The 17,086-nt window shown below is 36.2% G+C and carries 14 protein-coding genes; 13 read left to right on the top strand and 1 reads right to left on the bottom strand.

Going from position 1 to position 17,086, the window contains the following annotated elements; all coding sequences use genetic code 11:
* Positions 1 to 22 precede the first annotated feature (22 nt).
* The 7 genes from abc-f to RBQ61_RS06475 all read left to right on the top strand — a co-directional run bounded on the left by abc-f (position 23) and on the right by RBQ61_RS06475 (position 7,379).
* Entirely contained in the window at positions 23 to 1,954 is a 1,932-nt protein-coding gene (gene abc-f / locus RBQ61_RS06445) for a ribosomal protection-like ABC-F family protein (RefSeq protein WP_308139668.1), read from the top strand.
* On the top strand, positions 1,947 to 3,143 hold the full coding sequence (locus RBQ61_RS06450) for a cation diffusion facilitator family transporter (protein ID WP_308139669.1): 1,197 nt from the start codon (positions 1,947 to 1,949) through the stop codon (positions 3,141 to 3,143). Before abc-f ends, RBQ61_RS06450 begins: the two co-directional genes overlap by 8 nt.
* A gap of 249 nt (positions 3,144 to 3,392) precedes the next feature.
* A complete protein-coding gene (locus RBQ61_RS06455) occupies positions 3,393 to 4,937 on the top strand; it encodes an acyl-CoA carboxylase subunit beta (RefSeq protein ID WP_308139670.1) in 1,545 nt (514 codons plus the stop codon).
* Between the two features lie 23 nt (positions 4,938 to 4,960).
* The gene (locus RBQ61_RS06460; protein ID WP_308139671.1) at positions 4,961 to 5,368 is read left to right on the top strand and encodes an OadG family protein; all 408 of its coding nucleotides are present in this window, start codon (positions 4,961 to 4,963) and stop codon (positions 5,366 to 5,368) included.
* 2 nt (positions 5,369 to 5,370) lie between these two features.
* On the top strand, positions 5,371 to 5,769 hold the full coding sequence (locus RBQ61_RS06465; RefSeq protein ID WP_308139672.1) for a biotin/lipoyl-containing protein: 399 nt from the start codon (positions 5,371 to 5,373) through the stop codon (positions 5,767 to 5,769).
* A 27-nt stretch (positions 5,770 to 5,796) separates the two neighbouring features.
* A complete protein-coding gene (locus RBQ61_RS06470) occupies positions 5,797 to 6,957 on the top strand; it encodes a sodium ion-translocating decarboxylase subunit beta (RefSeq protein ID WP_308139673.1) in 1,161 nt (386 codons plus the stop codon).
* Between the two features lie 20 nt (positions 6,958 to 6,977).
* Positions 6,978 to 7,379, top strand: a complete 402-nt coding sequence (locus RBQ61_RS06475; protein ID WP_308139674.1) for a thioesterase family protein — start codon at positions 6,978 to 6,980, stop codon at positions 7,377 to 7,379.
* A gap of 118 nt (positions 7,380 to 7,497) precedes the next feature.
* On the opposite strand, the gene fba is transcribed toward RBQ61_RS06475, so the two are convergent.
* Positions 7,498 to 8,427, bottom strand: a complete 930-nt coding sequence (gene fba / locus RBQ61_RS06480) for a class II fructose-1,6-bisphosphate aldolase (protein ID WP_308139675.1) — start codon at positions 8,425 to 8,427, stop codon at positions 7,498 to 7,500.
* A gap of 369 nt (positions 8,428 to 8,796) precedes the next feature.
* Here fba and groES point away from each other — a divergent pair, with 369 nt between their 5' ends.
* From groES to RBQ61_RS06510, 6 genes are all read left to right on the top strand, one after another.
* Positions 8,797 to 9,078: a co-chaperone GroES gene (gene groES, locus RBQ61_RS06485; RefSeq protein WP_308139676.1), complete on the top strand. Its 282-nt coding sequence runs from the start codon at positions 8,797 to 8,799 to the stop codon at positions 9,076 to 9,078.
* A gap of 21 nt (positions 9,079 to 9,099) precedes the next feature.
* Positions 9,100 to 10,746, top strand: coding sequence for a chaperonin GroEL (groL, locus tag RBQ61_RS06490; protein WP_308139677.1), 1,647 nt, complete (start codon positions 9,100 to 9,102; stop codon positions 10,744 to 10,746).
* Positions 10,747 to 10,947: 201 nt separating this feature from the next.
* Positions 10,948 to 12,672, top strand: coding sequence for a sigma 54-interacting transcriptional regulator (locus RBQ61_RS06495; RefSeq protein ID WP_308139678.1), 1,725 nt, complete (start codon positions 10,948 to 10,950; stop codon positions 12,670 to 12,672).
* Positions 12,673 to 13,216: 544 nt separating this feature from the next.
* Positions 13,217 to 14,425, top strand: a complete 1,209-nt coding sequence (dpaL, locus tag RBQ61_RS06500) for a diaminopropionate ammonia-lyase (RefSeq protein WP_308139679.1) — start codon at positions 13,217 to 13,219, stop codon at positions 14,423 to 14,425.
* Between the two features lie 67 nt (positions 14,426 to 14,492).
* Positions 14,493 to 15,689 carry a knotted carbamoyltransferase YgeW gene (gene ygeW, locus RBQ61_RS06505; protein WP_213925512.1) on the top strand — a complete coding sequence of 399 codons (1,197 nt, stop codon included), beginning with the start codon at positions 14,493 to 14,495 and terminating at the stop codon, positions 15,687 to 15,689.
* A gap of 15 nt (positions 15,690 to 15,704) precedes the next feature.
* Positions 15,705 to 17,024, top strand: a complete 1,320-nt coding sequence (locus RBQ61_RS06510) for a YgeY family selenium metabolism-linked hydrolase (protein WP_308139680.1) — start codon at positions 15,705 to 15,707, stop codon at positions 17,022 to 17,024.
* Positions 17,025 to 17,086: the final 62 nt, after the last annotated feature.

Below are 17,086 nucleotides of genomic sequence, written 5' to 3' on the forward strand. Positions count from 1 at the left end.
TTTTTTATTTTAAGGGGTAAGTATGATAGAAATTGGTGTTAGTAATTTGGCTAAGGCTTTTGGCGCGGATAAAATATTTGAAAATATAACTTTTGATATAAAGACAAAGGATAAAATAGGATTAATAGGAAGAAATGGTATTGGGAAAACAACACTTATGAGAATTCTGGCGGGGTGTGAAGACTATCAGGCAGGTCAGGTTAACAGACGCAAGGGGCTTACAATTGGTTATCTAGAACAAATTCCAAGTTGTGATGATGGCGATACAGTATTGGATGTATTGAATGAAGCCTTCAGTGAATTGAATGAAATAGCGATTCAAATGAAGAAGTATGAAAAATCCTTTGATAACCTTAATGATAATGATTTGAAGAATGCCGTGGACAAGTACAGCTTGCTTCACGAACAATATGAAGCTTTGGGCGGTTATGACATAAATGAAAAGCTTGGCAGGATACTAACAGGTCTGAAAATATCAGATGATTTGCAAAAAAGGAAGTTCAATCTTCTTAGCGGAGGCGAAAAAACACGAGTTATTTTGGGAAAAATATTGCTTGAAGAGCCTGAGCTTCTGCTGCTTGACGAGCCTTCAAATCATTTGGATATTAAATCTGTTGAATGGCTTGAAGAATATTTAATATCATATGTCGGAACAATAGTTATTGTATCCCATGACAGGTATTTCCTTGACAGAGTTGTTAATAAAATAATTGAAATAGAGCCTGACTGTGCACAAATATATTATGGAGGATATTCCAAATATGCAGCTGAAAAAGAGCTGAGGTTTCTGCAGGCTATGAAAGAATATAACAGTCAGCAGAAAAAAATAAAGAAGATGGAAGAACAGATTCAAAGATATCGCATATGGGGCGAAATGCGTGACAGTGATAAAATGTACAAAAGGGCTAAGGAACTTGAAAAGCGGCTTGAAAAGATAGATAGGATAAATAAGCCCGTGTTTGATAAGAAGGCTGCAAAATTTCAGATAAGTAATACCGAAAGAACAGGCAAAGAAGTAATAAAGGTTACGGAAATTAAAAAGGCATTTGGTAATAATAAATTATTTGATGACGTGAGTTTCACGCTGTACTATAAAGACAGCCTTTGCCTGCTCGGTGAAAATGGATCCGGGAAATCAACTATTTTGAAAATTATTATGAATGAAACAAGTCCGGATTCAGGAGAAGTCAGAATAGGAGCTAAAGTAAAAATAGGATACTTGCCTCAAGAAGTAGTTTTTGACAGAGAAAACATTTCAATAATTGACTATTTTTCTTATCATTATGGTATTTCCCTAAGTGATGCCAGAAGAGAGTTAGCCAAACTATCATTTGTGGACGAAGATGTATACAAAATAATAGACGATTTATCCGGAGGAGAAAAATCTAGGCTAAAGCTGGGAATGCTTATATATGAAGATGTAAACACACTTATGCTGGATGAACCCACAAACCATCTGGATATTGAATCACGAGAGATGCTGGAGGAAAGTCTTATTAAGTTTGAGGGAACACTTCTTTTTGTATCGCATGACAGATACTTTGTAGATAGAATTGCCACATGCATAGGTGAAATTGAAAATAAAAGATTTAGCATATATAGATTTAATTATGAGGGATATAAACAGGAAAAACAAAAAAATGAAGTTTCTTACCAAGAAGCTATGACTAGTAGCCAAGAGGTTAATTGTTCAGGTAAAAAAGCATTTGATAAAGAAAAAGAAGAAAAAAGAGCAAGAGAGAAATTAAAGAGAGACTTGGCTAGACTTGAAGGAAATATTATTGAAGCAGAGAAAAAAGTAGCTGAGCTTGAAAATATACTGAATACTGATTCCAGTGAATGGGATATATCCGAGTATAACAATAAATACAATGAATACACTCAATTGAAAGATAGTATAGAATACATGTATGCAGAATTATATAAATTATCAGAAGAGGTAGAAAATGATTGACTTTATAATTAGAAAGTTTATAAAATCACATGAAAACGTGAAAGATCCCTCTGTAAGAGAGGCGTACGGTATGCTGGGAAGTGTTGTGGGTATATTGCTTAATATAATACTTAGTATAAGTAAAATTGCTATAGGGACAATATTCAAAAGTATATCTATCACAGCTGACGGTGCTAATAATTTGTCCGATGTAGGGTCATCGGTTGTTACATTTATAGGTTTTAAAATATCAGGAAAGCCTGCTGATAAGGATCACCCTTTCGGTCATGCAAGAATTGAGTATATTACTGGGCTTGCTGTGGGAGCGATCATTTTCATTTTGGGTTTAGAGCTTGTAAAATCATCTGTTGATAAAGTAAGGAATCCTGAAATTACAGAGTTTTCGTGGATCATGGTTTTTGTGCTGTTGTTCTCTATTGCTGTTAAGGTTTGGCTGAGTTATTTTAATTTAAAACTTGCTGATAAGATTTCTTCTTCTACAATGAAAGCAACTGCAATGGATTCCAGAAATGATTGCATTTCAACGGCAGCTGTTCTTGCTTCACTGTTTGTATCAAAATATACTGGACTTGAGATAGACGGATATATGGGAATTTTAGTTGCTTTATTTATTATGTATTCCGGTTTTTCCATATTAAAGGATATTTTGAGTCCGCTGCTTGGAGAGATGCCTGATCCCAAGTTTGTTGAAAAAATTGAAAATAAGATTTTATCTTATGAGGGTGTAATTAATATACACGATTTGGTGATACACAATTATGGGCCAAACAGGTATTTTGCCACTGTTCATGCTGAGGTAGATGCAAATGAAGATATTATGAAATCACATGATATGATAGACAATATTGAAAGAGATTTCGCAAGAGACATGGACATAAATTTGGTTATACATCTAGACCCCATAATAACGAACGATGAAGAAATAAACCACCTTAGAAAGATGACAGAGGGAATTATCATAAAAATAGATGAAAGGCTCACCATGCATGATTTCAGAGTCGTAAAGGGAGAAACACATACTAACATAATATTTGATGTGGTAATTCCTGTAGGTTATGATATGAACTCAAGTGATTTGGTCAAAAAAATTGAGAAGTCGATTAAAACGGTAAACCAAAAATACTATGCTGTTGTGACTGTTGATAAAAATTATGTGTCCACATACGTAAATGACCCTAAAATGATGTAACACTACTGCAAGTTATTTTTAATAACTTGCTGGTATTTTTAGAGAAAAAGCTAAATATTTGTATTGCATAACATTGAAATTGCTATTTATGCAACTTCTCGCAAAAAGCTTGCGAAAAGTTGAAAAATAGCGATTTTTTGCAATATTTTCTTTAAGTTTTAATGCTTATGTGCTATAATTATGCAGTAGAAAAAACTTTTTACAATTTTTGCGAACGTTATCAAATAAAAAGCATAAATGGAGGATAATATGCCTGACAAAATTGATGAAATGTTATTAAGGAAAGAAAAGATTTATGCCGGAGGCGGAGAGAAAAAAATTGAAAAACAGCATAACCAAGGAAAGCTTACTGCTAGGGAGCGCCTTTCGTTATTGTTTGACGAAGATAGTTTTGTGGAGACCGGCATGTTTGTAAAGCACAGATGTGCAGACTTTGGAATGGAAAAAATTCAGGCCTCTGCCGAAGGGGTTGTAACAGGCTACGGTACAGTTGACGGAAGATTAGTATTTGCATATGCTCAGGATTTTACGGTGCTCGGAGGATCACTGGGTGAAATGCATGCGAAAAAAATTGCTGAGTTAATGGATATGGCATTAAAAATGGGAGCTCCCATAATAGGATTAAATGATTCAGGAGGAGCCAGAATTCAGGAAGGTGTTGACGCCTTAAGCGGATATGGAAAAATATTTTACAGAAATACAATTTCATCAGGAGTAATACCTCAGATATCAGTAATAATGGGTCCCTGCGCCGGAGGAGCGGTTTATTCTCCTGCAATAACAGATTTTATATTTATGGTTGACAAGACAAGTCAGATGTTTATAACCGGCCCACAGGTAATAAAGACGGTAACGGGAGAAAATATCAGCGCTGAAGAATTAGGAGGAGCTAATACTCATAATTCCGTAAGTGGAGTTGCACATTTTATAAGCGCCGATGATAAAAGCTGCATGGAGGATTTAAAAAGACTTTTGAGTTTTCTGCCTTCAAATAACATGGAAACTCCTCCAGTTTATGAAACAGGGGATACTCCTAACAGAACAGATGAGAGCTTGAACACAATAGTTCCTGAAAATCCTAACAAGTCATATGATATGAAGAACATAATAACTACTTTGGCAGATAACGGAGAATTTTTAGAAGTTCAGCAATATTACGCAAAGAACATTATTACCGGATTTGTAAGAATAAACGGACAATCTGTAGGAATTATCGCAAACCAGCCAAGCGTTCTGGCCGGCTGTCTTGATATAAATGCATCAGATAAAGCCTGCAGATTTATAAGGACATGTGATTCGTTTAATATTCCTATATTGAATCTGGTAGATGTTCCGGGATTTTTGCCAGGAACGTCTCAGGAATTCGGAGGTATAATTAGGCACGGTGCAAAAATGCTTTTTGCATATTCTGAGGCAACAGTTCCTAAGGTTACTCTTATTGTAAGAAAAGCATACGGTGGTGCATACCTAGGAATGTGCAGCAAGGAGCTGGGAGCAGATGTTGTTCTTGCATGGCCTAATGCAGAAATTGCTGTCATGGGTCCGGACGGAGCTGCAAATATTATATTTAAGAAGGATATACAAGAGGCAGAGAACCCATCAGAGGTTCGAAGTGAAAAGATAAGCGAATATAGAGAGAAATTCTCTAATCCGTATATTGCGGCTGCAAGGGGATATATTGATGATGTAATAGAACCTGCAGTAACAAGGGTAAGACTGGCAAGCGCATTTGAGATGCTGTCAGGTAAGAGAGAAAGCAGACCTGCTAAGAAACATGGTAATCTGCCTGTATAATACATAAAAAAGAGGTGTTAACAATGATATTTTCAGAATCCATGCCTATTGGAGAGAAATTATTAAGCGCATTGTCCATAACAATTTTGGGCATGTTGGTTGTGTTTGCTGTGTTGGTAATACTTTCGTATTCATTGGGACTGCTAAGAATAATCTTTGGAGATAAGCCAAAGGCAGTACCAGCACAGAAATCAGAAGAGTTAAAGACAAAAACGGAATATGATACGGCAGAACACGAAGTTCAAAATAAAGATGAGGATGCCGAGCTTGTAGTTTTAATAACCGCCGCCATTGCAGAATTTGAAGGTACACACAACAATAACATAATAGTAAAAACTATCAGAGAACTTCCGCAAAAGAGAAGTATATGGGCATCGGCAGGAAGACAGCAGCTAATGGCCGCAAATAATATTGCTAAAATAAGGAGATAATCATGAAAAAGTATTTGATAACTGTAAAAGGTGTTTCATATGAAGTTGAAGTAGAGGAAATTAAAGATGGAATAGCAGCAAGTAAAACAGAAAGTGTTCAGGCAAAGCCTGTTTCGCCAGAAATTAAGGCTGCTGCTCCAAAACCTCAGGCCAGTGCTGCAAAGCCTCAAGCATCGAGTTCAGACAGTGCAAACAGCGTTACATCTCCAATGCCAGGAACTATTTTAAAAGTAATGGTTAAGGCAGGAGACACAGTTAAAAATGGAGATGTGCTGTTAGTGTTGGAGGCTATGAAAATGGAAAATGAAATAATGGCTCCAAGTGATGCAGTAGTTGCTTCTGTGGCAGTTGCTGAAGGATCAACTGTTAGTACAGGAGATGTCTTGGTGACTTTTAACTAAAATTACGGCAGAAAGCGGGGAAATAAAATGTTAGATACATTATTTATAGGTCTGCAAAAATTTATTGAAGGCATGGGATTTACTACAGTAACAGGTGGTCAGGTAATAATGATTTTGATATCTTTTGTTCTTTTGTATTTAGCGATATCAAAGAAATTTGAGCCATTGCTGTTACTTCCCATTGGCTTTGGAATGTTTTTGGCTAACATTCCTTTTGCAGGGCTTATGGCGCATCCGATAGGAAGCTTCGGAGAAGAAGGATTTCAAGCCGGAGGACTTTTATATTACTTATATATGGGAGTAAAGCTGGGAATCTACCCTCCATTAATTTTTATGGGCGTTGGAGCAATGACGGATTTTGGCCCGTTAATAGCGAACCCTAAAAGTATATTGCTGGGAGCTGCGGCACAGTTTGGTATCTTCGCAGTTTTTATAGGGGCAGCGCTACTTGGATTTTCAGGACCTGAAGCTGCATCCATAGGCATAATAGGCGGAGCTGATGGACCGACTGCTATATATCTTACTTCTATGCTTGCCCCTGATTTACTGGGGCCGATAGCTGTGGCGGCATACTCTTATATGGCACTTGTCCCTATAATACAGCCTCCTATTATGAGAGCTCTAACAACAAAAGAAGAGAGAAATGTTGTTATGGAACAACTTAGACCGGTATCCAAAAAAGAAAAAATAATCTTTCCTATATTTGTTACGGCGCTGGTTTCATTTATATTACCGTCAGCAGCTCCATTAGTAGGTATGCTTATGCTGGGTAATCTGCTTCGTGAATCAGGAGTAACGGAAAGATTGTCAAAAACAGCTCAAAATGAACTTATGAACATTGTTACCATATTCCTTGGAATATCAGTGGGAGCAACAGCAAACGCCGAAACATTTTTAAGACCTGAAACTTTGATGATAATAGGACTGGGATTAGTGGCTTTCAGCTTTGGAACTGCAACAGGAGTTATTTTTGGTAAAATCATGTACAAAGTTTCCGGAGGAAAAGTGAATCCATTGATAGGTTCAGCGGGAGTATCTGCTGTACCTATGGCCGCAAGAGTTTCACAGGTTGTAGGTCAGCAGGAAAACCCTGGGAACTTTCTTCTGATGCATGCTATGGGGCCCAATGTTGCGGGAGTTATAGGCTCAGCCATAGCGGCGGGACTATTGTTATCAATATTTGGTTAATATAAATATAGGAGGTTTTTATGATTGAACATAAGATTTATGCAGGATTATCAGCATCCTATGAGAAAGTCATAACTGCATCTGACTCATATTTGTCAAATGCTGTAATGATTGACAACCTTATGTCTACTCCTGCTCTATTGTCAACGGTGATAGAAGCGTCGTGGAACATGCTTAAACCTTATATACCCACAGAGCATATAACAGTCGTAACTGATTTTTATTTGAATCATCATGAACCTACACTTGTTGGAGAAAAGGTAAAATTTTCATTAGTAGTTGAAAAAATTGAATATGACAAAATTCATGTTAATTTTACTGGAACAGACCACATAGGAGAATTTTGCAGAGGAACGTTGGTTAAGGCAATTGTTAGATACGACAAGCTTTTAGAAGCAGCATACAAAAGAGTAAAAATGTAATAAAAACTTACCTGAAAACTATTTATTATGAACAGATGAGATTAGTAAACAACAGAGGAACAGAAAAAAGCAACAGATAGGTAGCTTTTCAGCTCCTCTGTTGCTTTTATTATATTATTTATCTTTTTGAGCTGCAGCCAAGAACATTTTTCATTTTGTGCGCTACCATATCTTTTATGGCAGTTCTGCCAGGGCCGAGGTACTTTCTTGGGTCAAACTCAGATGGGCTTTCAACAAGCAGCTGTCTTATGCAAGCTGTCATAGCAAGCCTTAAATCAGTGTCTATATTAATTTTGCACACTCCCATTTTAGAAGCTCTTCTTAGCATTTCTTCAGGAACACCTGCTGCTCCCGGAATTTTTCCGCCGTACTTATTGCACAAATCTACAAATTCCTTTGGAACAGAAGAAGAACCGTGAAGAACCAGTGGGAAATCAGGCAGCAACTTTGAAATTGTTTCAAGTCTTTCAAAGTCAAGGTTTGGATTTCCCTTGAACTTGTAGGCTCCGTGACTTGTTCCGATTGCGATTGCCAAGGAGTCAACTCCTGTTCTTTCAACAAATTCAGCAGCCTGTTCAGGATCTGTGTATGTAGCATCTTTTGAGTTTACTTTAACGGCATCTTCTACGCCTGCCAGTTTTCCGAGTTCGGCTTCGACTACGACTCCCTTGCTGTGGGCATATTCAACTACCTTTTTTGTAAGCTCTATGTTTTCCTCGAAAGGATATTTTGAACCGTCAATCATAACAGAAGTGAATCCACCATCTACGCATTGCTTGCAGATTTCAAAATCCTCTCCATGATCTAAATGAAGACAAATATCAAGGCCGGAATCTTCTATTGCAGCTTCAACCAGCTTTCTCAAGTAAATAGGATTAGCATATTTTCTTGCTCCTGCAGAAACCTGAAGTATTAATGGAGCATCCTCCTGCTTCGCGGCATCAACAATACCTTGAATTATTTCCATGTTGTTTACGTTGAATGCACCTACAGCATAATTCCCTTCATATGCCTTTTTAAACATTTCTTTTGATGTAACAAGAGACATTTTATTTCCTCCTAATATATTATTAAATGTGTTATACTATTAATAAGTTTATTATACTATATCAATATGTAAAAAACATCAAATATTTTTAAAAATTTATTTAATTTTTGAATACTTTTAATTTTTCCGATATAAAATATGTATAATAGAATTAAATAAAGAAATAATGAGTAAGTTAAAGTAAAGATTAAATTTACTCACAAAAATGGAATTATTAATGCAAAATAGAGTAAAATTAGATAATATGGCACTTGAAAACAATTCTGCTAATGGTTATTATATACATTATAAGTGTTAGCACTCTAAGTTGCCGAGTGCTAACAATAATCTGGATAATAATAACATTAAATAAAATAGGAGGAATAAGATATGACAGTTAAACCACTAGGTGAAAGAGTAGTAATTAAAATGGTGGAAGCAGAAGAAAAAACTAAAAGCGGCATTGTTTTGCCGGGTACTGCTAAAGAAAAACCTCAGATAGCTGAAGTTATTGCGGTTGGAGCCGGAATTACTTCTGATGAAAAGAAAAAAGATGAAATAAAAGTTGGAGACAAAGTAATTTTTTCTAAATTTGCAGGAACAGAAGTTAAGATTGATAGTGAAGAATTAATTATTATCAAATTATCTGATGTTTTGGCAGTTGTTGAATAATAAAAAAGAGAGGTGTATGAAATGGCAAAAATAATAAAATTTGATGAAGATGCTCGCCGCGCAATGGAAAAAGGCGTTAATGCGCTGGCAGATACAGTAAAAGTTACATTAGGACCTAAAGGAAGAAATGTTGTATTGCAAAAATCTTTTGGATCACCTGTAATAACTAATGATGGTGTTACAATAGCTAGAGAGATAGAATTATCAGATCCATATGAAAACATGGGTGCTCAGTTGGTAAAAGAAGTTGCAACTAAGACAAATGATGTAGCTGGCGATGGAACTACAACAGCAACACTTTTAGCTCAGGCAATAATCAGAGAAGGATTAAAGAACGTAGCTGCCGGAGCTAACCCAATGATTTTGAGAAGAGGAATCAAGGCTGCAGTAGAAGCTTCTGTTGCAGAACTTAAAAGTTCAACAAAGACAGTAGAAACTTCCGAGGAAATCGCACAGATTGCTTCTATTTCTGCAGGAGATGAAGAGATAGGAAGATTAATAGCTGATGCTATGGATAAAGTTGGAAAAGACGGAGTTATTACTGTTGAAGAATCCAAAACTATGGGAACTGAGTTAACAGTTGTAGAAGGTATGCAATTTGACAGAGGTTACTTATCTGCTTACATGGTTACAAATACAGAAAAAATGGAAGCTGTTTTGGAAAACCCATATATACTTATAACTGATAAAAAAATTACTAATATTCAGGAAATTTTACCTATATTAGAGCAAATAGTTCAGGCAGGAAAATCACTTGTAATAATAGCTGAAGACATAGAAGGTGAAGCACTTGCTACACTGGTTCTCAATAAGTTAAGAGGAACATTCAACTGTGTAGCTGTAAAAGCTCCAGGATTTGGGGACAGAAGAAAAGAAATGTTGAGAGACATTGCTATATTAACAGGTGGTCAGGTAATTACTGAAGAATTAGGATATGATCTGAAAGAAGCAACTGTAGATATGCTGGGAAGTGCCGGAACAGTTAAAATAGATAAAGAAAATACTATAATTGTTAACGGTGCAGGTTCACAGGAAGAAATCAGCGAAAGAGTAAAACAGATAAAATCTCAATGGGAAGATACAACTTCTGAATTTGATAAAGAAAAATTGCAGGAAAGACTGGCTAAATTAACAGGTGGAGTTGCTGTTATAAACGTAGGTGCTGCAACTGAAACTGAAATGAAGGACAAAAAATTAAGAATTGAAGATGCTTTAAATGCTACAAGAGCAGCAGTTGAAGAAGGACTTGTAGCAGGAGGAGGAGTTGCTATGCTGGCTACTGCAAAAGCTGTATCTAAAGTTGCAGAGTCACTGGCAGGAGATGCAAAGACAGGTGCAAAAATTATAGAAAAAGCATTAGAAGAGCCAATCAGACAAATTGCTATTAATGCAGGTCTTGAAGGATCAGTAATAGTTGACAAAATTAAGAGCAGCGACAAAGGTGTAGGATTTGATGCTTTAAATGAAAAATATGTAAATATGATTGAAGCAGGTATTGTTGATCCTACTAAGGTTACAAGATCAGCTCTGCAGAATGCGGCTTCAGTAGCTTCTATGCTATTGACAACAGAGGCTGCAGTTGCAGATGAACCTAAAACAGAAGAGCCGGCTATGAACCCAGGCATGGGCGGCATGGGCGGTATGGGTGGAATGGGCGGCATGATGTAATAAGTGTCCAAACCGCTGAGAACCAATAACTATATATAAAAATTTAATTTAATAATATTTAGAGGCGTTTCAGAATTATGTAATTTTGAAATGCCTCTTTTTTTATGAATCTAATATATGAATTAGCCGTAATATTTTATATTTTCTTTAAAAAACAAATATGATATAATGTAAAGCAAAATTACTATTAGGGTGAAATTTATGTATAACTTGTCTAACATTGCTGAGACGGTCCAAAAGTATGCGAAAATTACGGCTGAAATTGCCAAGGTTGATGTAGAGGTAGTTAACTCAAAGTTAATAAGAGTTGCGGGCACAGGTATATTCAGTGAAGGAATAAATACGGACGTATCTGAAAATTCTCATGTCTATAAAAATGCCATAGCAACCGGTGAAAGACAAATAGTGCTTGAACCCGGGAAAGATGAAAGATGCAAAAATTGTAGTCTTAAGGAAGACTGCGGCGAAGCATTTGAAATATCAATGCCTATAAATATGAAGGGACAAATAATAGGTGTAATAGGTATGGCCTGTGCCAGTTTGGAATCAAAGAAGTTTATAGTGGACAATCTGGACAGCTACCTGGATTTTTTGTCACAGATTGCTGATTTCATTGCTGCAAAAGCTTATGAATATGAAGAGGAAAAGAATAAAGTAGCAATTATAAATATGCTTAAGCTGATAACACGAAGCATGGATGAAGGGGCTATTATAATTAACAACGAAGGAAATGTAGACACTATAAATCTCAGTGCTAAGAAACAGCTGGGGATATCACGAGTAATAAATAATGAAAAAATTTTTATAGAAGCAACAGGAGACACTGTCAATAACAGTAAGGAGTACAGGGTCAGGATAGGAGAAAATGTAAATACGGTTATCGGTGACATATATGATGTTTCTGAAAACCCTATGTATAAGCAGGTAATGCTGTTCAAAGATTTAAACGACATTCAGTCAAATATATATGCTATGACTTCAACGGTTAATGCGCTGAATACTGACAAAATTATAGGGAGCAGCAAAAAAACGATTGAGCTTAAAGAAGAGATTATAAAGGTTTCAAATTCATTTTCAACAGTTCTTATAACAGGAGAAAGCGGAAGCGGAAAAGAAGTCGTAGCTACGGCAATATGGCAGAATTCAGATAGAAGAAATAATAGGTTTGTGGCTATAAACTGTGCGGCAATACCTGAGCCTCTGCTGGAAAGTGAACTGTTTGGCTATGTGAAGGGAGCATTTACAGGAGCAGATCCTAACGGAAAAATAGGAAAATTTGAGCTGGCAAACCACGGTGTGATTTTTTTAGACGAAATAGGTGATATGCCTATTTATCTTCAATCAAAACTATTGAGAGTTATTCAGGATAAAAAGGTAATAAGAATAGGCTCAAACCAAGTCATTCCGCTTGATGTGAGAATAATAGCTGCCACAAACAAGAATTTGAGACAAATGATTACAGAAAATAAATTTCGCGAAGATTTGTATTACAGGCTTAATGTTATACCTATAGAGATTCCTCCCCTTAGAGAAAGGAAAGAGGATATTAAAGATCTGATTTATCATTTTGTACATTACTATAGAAAGATGTTCGGTAAGAATTTTGTTAGAATTGAAGATAAAACCATGCAAAAGCTTATTGAATATCCATGGTACGGCAATGTAAGAGAGTTGGAAAATACTGTTGAATTTATGGTAAATATGATGGAGAGAGGTATCATAAACGATAATGCTCTTCCTATTAATATAAAGAAAGAGGATTACAAAGTAAGTATAAAAAAAGATAAAATAAGAACTTTAAAGGAAATGGAATATGAGGAAATTAGAAAGGCAGTAGAATATTACGGAAATACAACGGAAGGCAAGATTGAGGCGGCCAACGCCCTGGGTATAGGAATTGCTACGTTGTACAGGAAGCTGCAATAAGATTGAACCTTCGTTGCGCATTAAGCGACGGAGGTTTTTTTATTATGACACGCTTTAAAAGATTTTAATAATAAATATTGTTTGTAGGGGCTTTTATCTGTGTATGTAGTAAAAATAATCAATATTTTTTGTCGAATTTCATTTGCTTTTAATAAAAATTATCAAAATGATAATAATGTTTATCAAAATTTGTTTGTGGCAAAATAATATTATTTAATTTGTTAATTATTAATCAATGAAAACCATATGAAAACTGCACTTCGTAATAATATCATAAAATTATTGTTAATAAAATTCAAATCTTAAACCGTTTATCAAAATGATAAATTTTTATCAATTTGATAAAAAGCGTTGTAATATAATATTTCTTGTAAGAATTGAATAATTTGAGCAAAATTTAATGAATAGTGCACATATTGAAATATCAAGGAATAAAAATTACACTTTGTATAAAACTAAAAAAATAAAATTGAAATGCGAAAAAAAGCTGGCACGTATTTTGCTATTAATATTACTGTAAAATTATTTAAGAAAGGTAGTAGAAATGACTGTTAAATATGATTTAGTACAAAATAACGTCTCTAAAAGAGATAAAACAGATTTAAGTTTTTTAAATGAAGATGTAGCTAAAAAGGTTTTAAAATATCATTCAAGTTTTGATCAATATTCTGAAACTCCACTTGTTGAATTAAAGGAGTTAGCAAAATATCTCGGGTTAAGTGATGTGTTTGTTAAGGATGAATCTTATAGGTTTGGCCTAAATGCATTTAAGGTTTTGGGCGGAAGTTTTACAATTGGACAATATATAGCAAAGAAGCTTGGGAAGGATATCGATGAGCTTCCGTATAATACACTTATTTCCGATGAGGTAAAAAAGAAATTAGGTGAACTTACATTTATAACGGCAACTGATGGAAATCACGGCAGAGGTATTGCGTGGACGGCTGAGCAATTAAAGCAAAAAGCCATAGTATATATGCCAAAGGGCAGTGCTCTGGAAAGGCGTGACAGGATAAGAGCTCACGGAGCTGTATGCGAAATAACTGAGTGGAACTATGATGATACTGTAAGGTATTGCAATGAATTAGCTGAAAGAAACGGCTATGTGATGGTTCAAGATACATCGTGGCCAGGATATGAGGAACTGCCAAGGTGGATTATGCAGGGATATATGTCAATGGCATATGAAGCTTATTTGAAACTAAAAAAAGAAAATAAGAAACCGACTCATATCTTTCTGCAGGCAGGTGTTGGTTCTATGGCATCGGCCGTGTGCGGATTTTTTTCATCAATATATGCAGATGATAAACCTTTGATAACTATTGTTGAGCCTAGCAAGGCGGCGTGCTTGTATAAAACTGCTAAAGCTGATGATGGTAAACTGCATCCTGTTACAGGAGAAATGAATACTATTATGGCAGGTCTTGCGTGTGGAGAGCCGGTCACAATAGGATGGCCTGTTTTACATGCGTATGCAGATAACTTTTTGTCAGTCCCAGAAGAAACGGCTGCGCATGGAATGAGAGTTTTAGGTAATCCTCTTAAGGGAGATGAAAGAGTTATATCAGGAGAAAGCGGAGCAGCTACTATGGGAGTTGTCTCACAGGTAATGAAGTCAGGAGAGCTTAAAGGTATCAAAGAAGTTTTGAAGCTTGACCAAAATTCTGTTGTACTTATGTTCAGCACGGAAGGCGACACATATTTCGAAGGATACAGGGATATTGTTTGGAATGGATTATATCCAAATAAATAAGAATAATCCAATATATAAATAAAGTTCAGGTTCTATTAAAAATTAAATGACTATTAAGGAGAGAGAAATGAATAAGAATTTCAATGAATTGTTAGAAAATTTAAAAAAATTAGATTACAAGGATCTTTATCACAACGATTTTTTCTTGACATGGGATAAAACTCAAGAAGAATTGGAAGCTATATTTACAGTTGCTGAAACTCTAAGGTACATGAGAGAGAACAATATAAGCCCTAAAATATTTGATTCAGGCTTGGGTATTTCATTGTTTAGAGATAATTCAACAAGAACAAGATTTTCATTTGCTTCTGCCTGCAATTTTTTAGGACTGGAAATTCAGGACTTGGATGAGGGTAAATCACAAATAGCTCATGGGGAAACTGTAAAGGAAACTTCAAATATGATTTCATTTATGGCTGACGTAATAGGCATACGTGATGACATGTATATCGGGAAAGGTCACACTTATCAGAAGTCTGTTGCGGAATATGTTGAAGAAGGCTACAAGGATGGCGTGTTGGAGCAAAGACCCACAATTGTTAATCTGCAGTGTGATATAGATCATCCAACTCAAACAATGGCAGATGCTCTTCACTTGATAAATGAATTTGGAGGAATCGAAAATCTTAAGGGCAAGAAAATAGCTATGACATGGGCATATTCACCTTCATACGGAAAGCCTCTGTCTGTTCCTCAGGGGATAATCGGATTGCTTACAAGATTTGGAATGGACGTAGTTCTTGCTCATCCTGAAGGATATGAAATAATGCCTGAGGTTGAAGAAGTTGCAAAGAAAAACGCCGAGCAGTACGGAGGGTCATTTACAAAAACAAACTCCATGGCTGAAGCATTCAAAGATGCTGATATAGTATATCCTAAGAGCTGGGCTCCTTTCGCGGCAATGGAAGAAAGAACAAATCTTTATGGTGAAGGCAAATTCGATGAAATAAAAGAGCTGGAAAAGAAGCTGCTGGCTCAAAATGCAAATCATAAGGACTGGGCTTGTACTGAGGAGCTGATGAAGACTACAAAAGAGGGGAAAGCTCTGTATCTTCACTGTCTTCCTGCTGATATAACTGGTTTGAGCTGTGCGGAAGGTGAAGTTGATGCCAGTGTGTTTGACAGATACAGGATTCCTCTTTATAAAGAAGCAAGCTACAAACCTTATATTATAGCATCTATGATATTCTTACAGAAAATTAAAAATCCAGTAGAGACATTACAAAACTTGGTAGATAAAAATAAAGCAAGATTAGAAAGATAGTTGGAGGAAGAAGAAATGGCAAATTTAGATTTTAATAAAATTAAGCAGGCTGCACAAGGATATGAAAAAGAAATGACTAAATTTTTAAGAGATTTGGTAGCTATTCCCGGTGAGTCGTGTGAGGAAAAAGGCGTAGTTGACCGCATTGCACAAGAAATGAAATCGGTGGGATTTGATAAGGTTGAGATAGATCCTCAGGGAAATGTTCTCGGATATATGGGAACAGGAAAAACATTGGTTGGGTTTGACGCTCATATTGATACCGTTGGTATAGGAAATATTGCAAACTGGAATTTTGACCCGTATGAGGGATTTGAATCTGAAACTGAGATAGGCGGGCGCGGTACCTCCGATCAGTTGGGAGGTATTGTATCATCTGTTTACGGAGCAAAAATTATGAAGGACTTAGGCCTTTTAAATGATCAATATACAGCATTGGTTGTCGGATCTGTTCAGGAAGAAGATTGTGATGGTCTATGCTGGGAATATATAATTAAAGAAGGCAAAATAAGACCTGAGTTTGTTGTATCAACAGAACCTACCGATGGCGGTATTTACAGAGGTCAAAGAGGACGTATGGAAATCCGCGTTGATGTTCAGGGCGTATCTTGCCACGGTTCGGCTCCGGAAAGAGGAGACAACGCAATTTATAAAATGGCTGAAATATTAATGAATATAAGAGATCTTAATGAAAATGATGCTACTGATGATAAAGAAGTTAAAGGCCTGGTAAAGATGCTGGATGAAAAATACAACGGCGAATGGAAAGAAGCTCGATTCCTTGGAAGAGGAACTGTGACAACTTCTCAGATTTTCTTTACTTCACCAAGCCGCTGTGCAGTTGCAGACTCATGCTCGATTTCATTAGACAGACGTATGACTGCCGGTGAAACCTGGGAAAGTTGTCTTGAGGAAATTCGCCAATTGCCAGCTGTTAAAAAATACGGCGCAAAAGTAAGTATGTATAATTATGATAGGCCAAGCTACACAGGATTGGTATATCCTATTGAATGTTACTTCCCAACTTGGGTAATTCCTGAGGATCACAGTGTTACAAAAGCAATGGAAGAAGCATATATGGGACTTTATGGAACGATCAGAAGCGGTTCTCCGGAAACGGATGAAATGAGAAAGGTTCGTCCACTTACGGACAAATGGACATTCTCAACAAATGGAGTTTCTATAATGGGGCGAAATGGTATTCCTGTAATAGGCTTCGGACCGGGAGCAGAAGCACAGGCGCATGCACCTAACGAAAAAACATGGAAAGAGGATTTAGTTAAATGTGCTGCGGTATATGCTGCACTTCCTACAATATACACTGATAACAAATAATTAAATAGGTTCAGGCTAGGGACGGAATTTCCGTCCCCCGTCTCGTTACTGAAGAAAGGCGA

The sequence above is a fragment of the Sedimentibacter sp. MB35-C1 genome (genome assembly GCF_030913635.1).
In the GTDB taxonomy this organism is placed as follows: Bacteria; Bacillota; Clostridia; order Tissierellales; family Sedimentibacteraceae; genus Sedimentibacter.

Coding starts and splice junctions, on each gene's coding strand:
- abc-f (WP_308139668.1), top strand. CDS start 23: ATGATAGAAATTGGTGTTAGTAATTTGGCTAAGGCTTTTGGCGCGGAT.
- RBQ61_RS06450 (WP_308139669.1), top strand. CDS start 1,947: ATGATTGACTTTATAATTAGAAAGTTTATAAAATCACATGAAAACGTG.
- RBQ61_RS06455 (WP_308139670.1), top strand. CDS start 3,393: ATGCCTGACAAAATTGATGAAATGTTATTAAGGAAAGAAAAGATTTAT.
- RBQ61_RS06460 (WP_308139671.1), top strand. CDS start 4,961: ATGATATTTTCAGAATCCATGCCTATTGGAGAGAAATTATTAAGCGCA.
- RBQ61_RS06465 (WP_308139672.1), top strand. CDS start 5,371: ATGAAAAAGTATTTGATAACTGTAAAAGGTGTTTCATATGAAGTTGAA.
- RBQ61_RS06470 (WP_308139673.1), top strand. CDS start 5,797: ATGTTAGATACATTATTTATAGGTCTGCAAAAATTTATTGAAGGCATG.
- RBQ61_RS06475 (WP_308139674.1), top strand. CDS start 6,978: ATGATTGAACATAAGATTTATGCAGGATTATCAGCATCCTATGAGAAA.
- fba (WP_308139675.1), bottom strand. CDS start 8,427: ATGTCTCTTGTTACATCAAAAGAAATGTTTAAAAAGGCATATGAAGGG.
- groES (WP_308139676.1), top strand. CDS start 8,797: ATGACAGTTAAACCACTAGGTGAAAGAGTAGTAATTAAAATGGTGGAA.
- groL (WP_308139677.1), top strand. CDS start 9,100: ATGGCAAAAATAATAAAATTTGATGAAGATGCTCGCCGCGCAATGGAA.
- RBQ61_RS06495 (WP_308139678.1), top strand. CDS start 10,948: ATGTATAACTTGTCTAACATTGCTGAGACGGTCCAAAAGTATGCGAAA.
- dpaL (WP_308139679.1), top strand. CDS start 13,217: ATGACTGTTAAATATGATTTAGTACAAAATAACGTCTCTAAAAGAGAT.
- ygeW (WP_213925512.1), top strand. CDS start 14,493: ATGAATAAGAATTTCAATGAATTGTTAGAAAATTTAAAAAAATTAGAT.
- RBQ61_RS06510 (WP_308139680.1), top strand. CDS start 15,705: ATGGCAAATTTAGATTTTAATAAAATTAAGCAGGCTGCACAAGGATAT.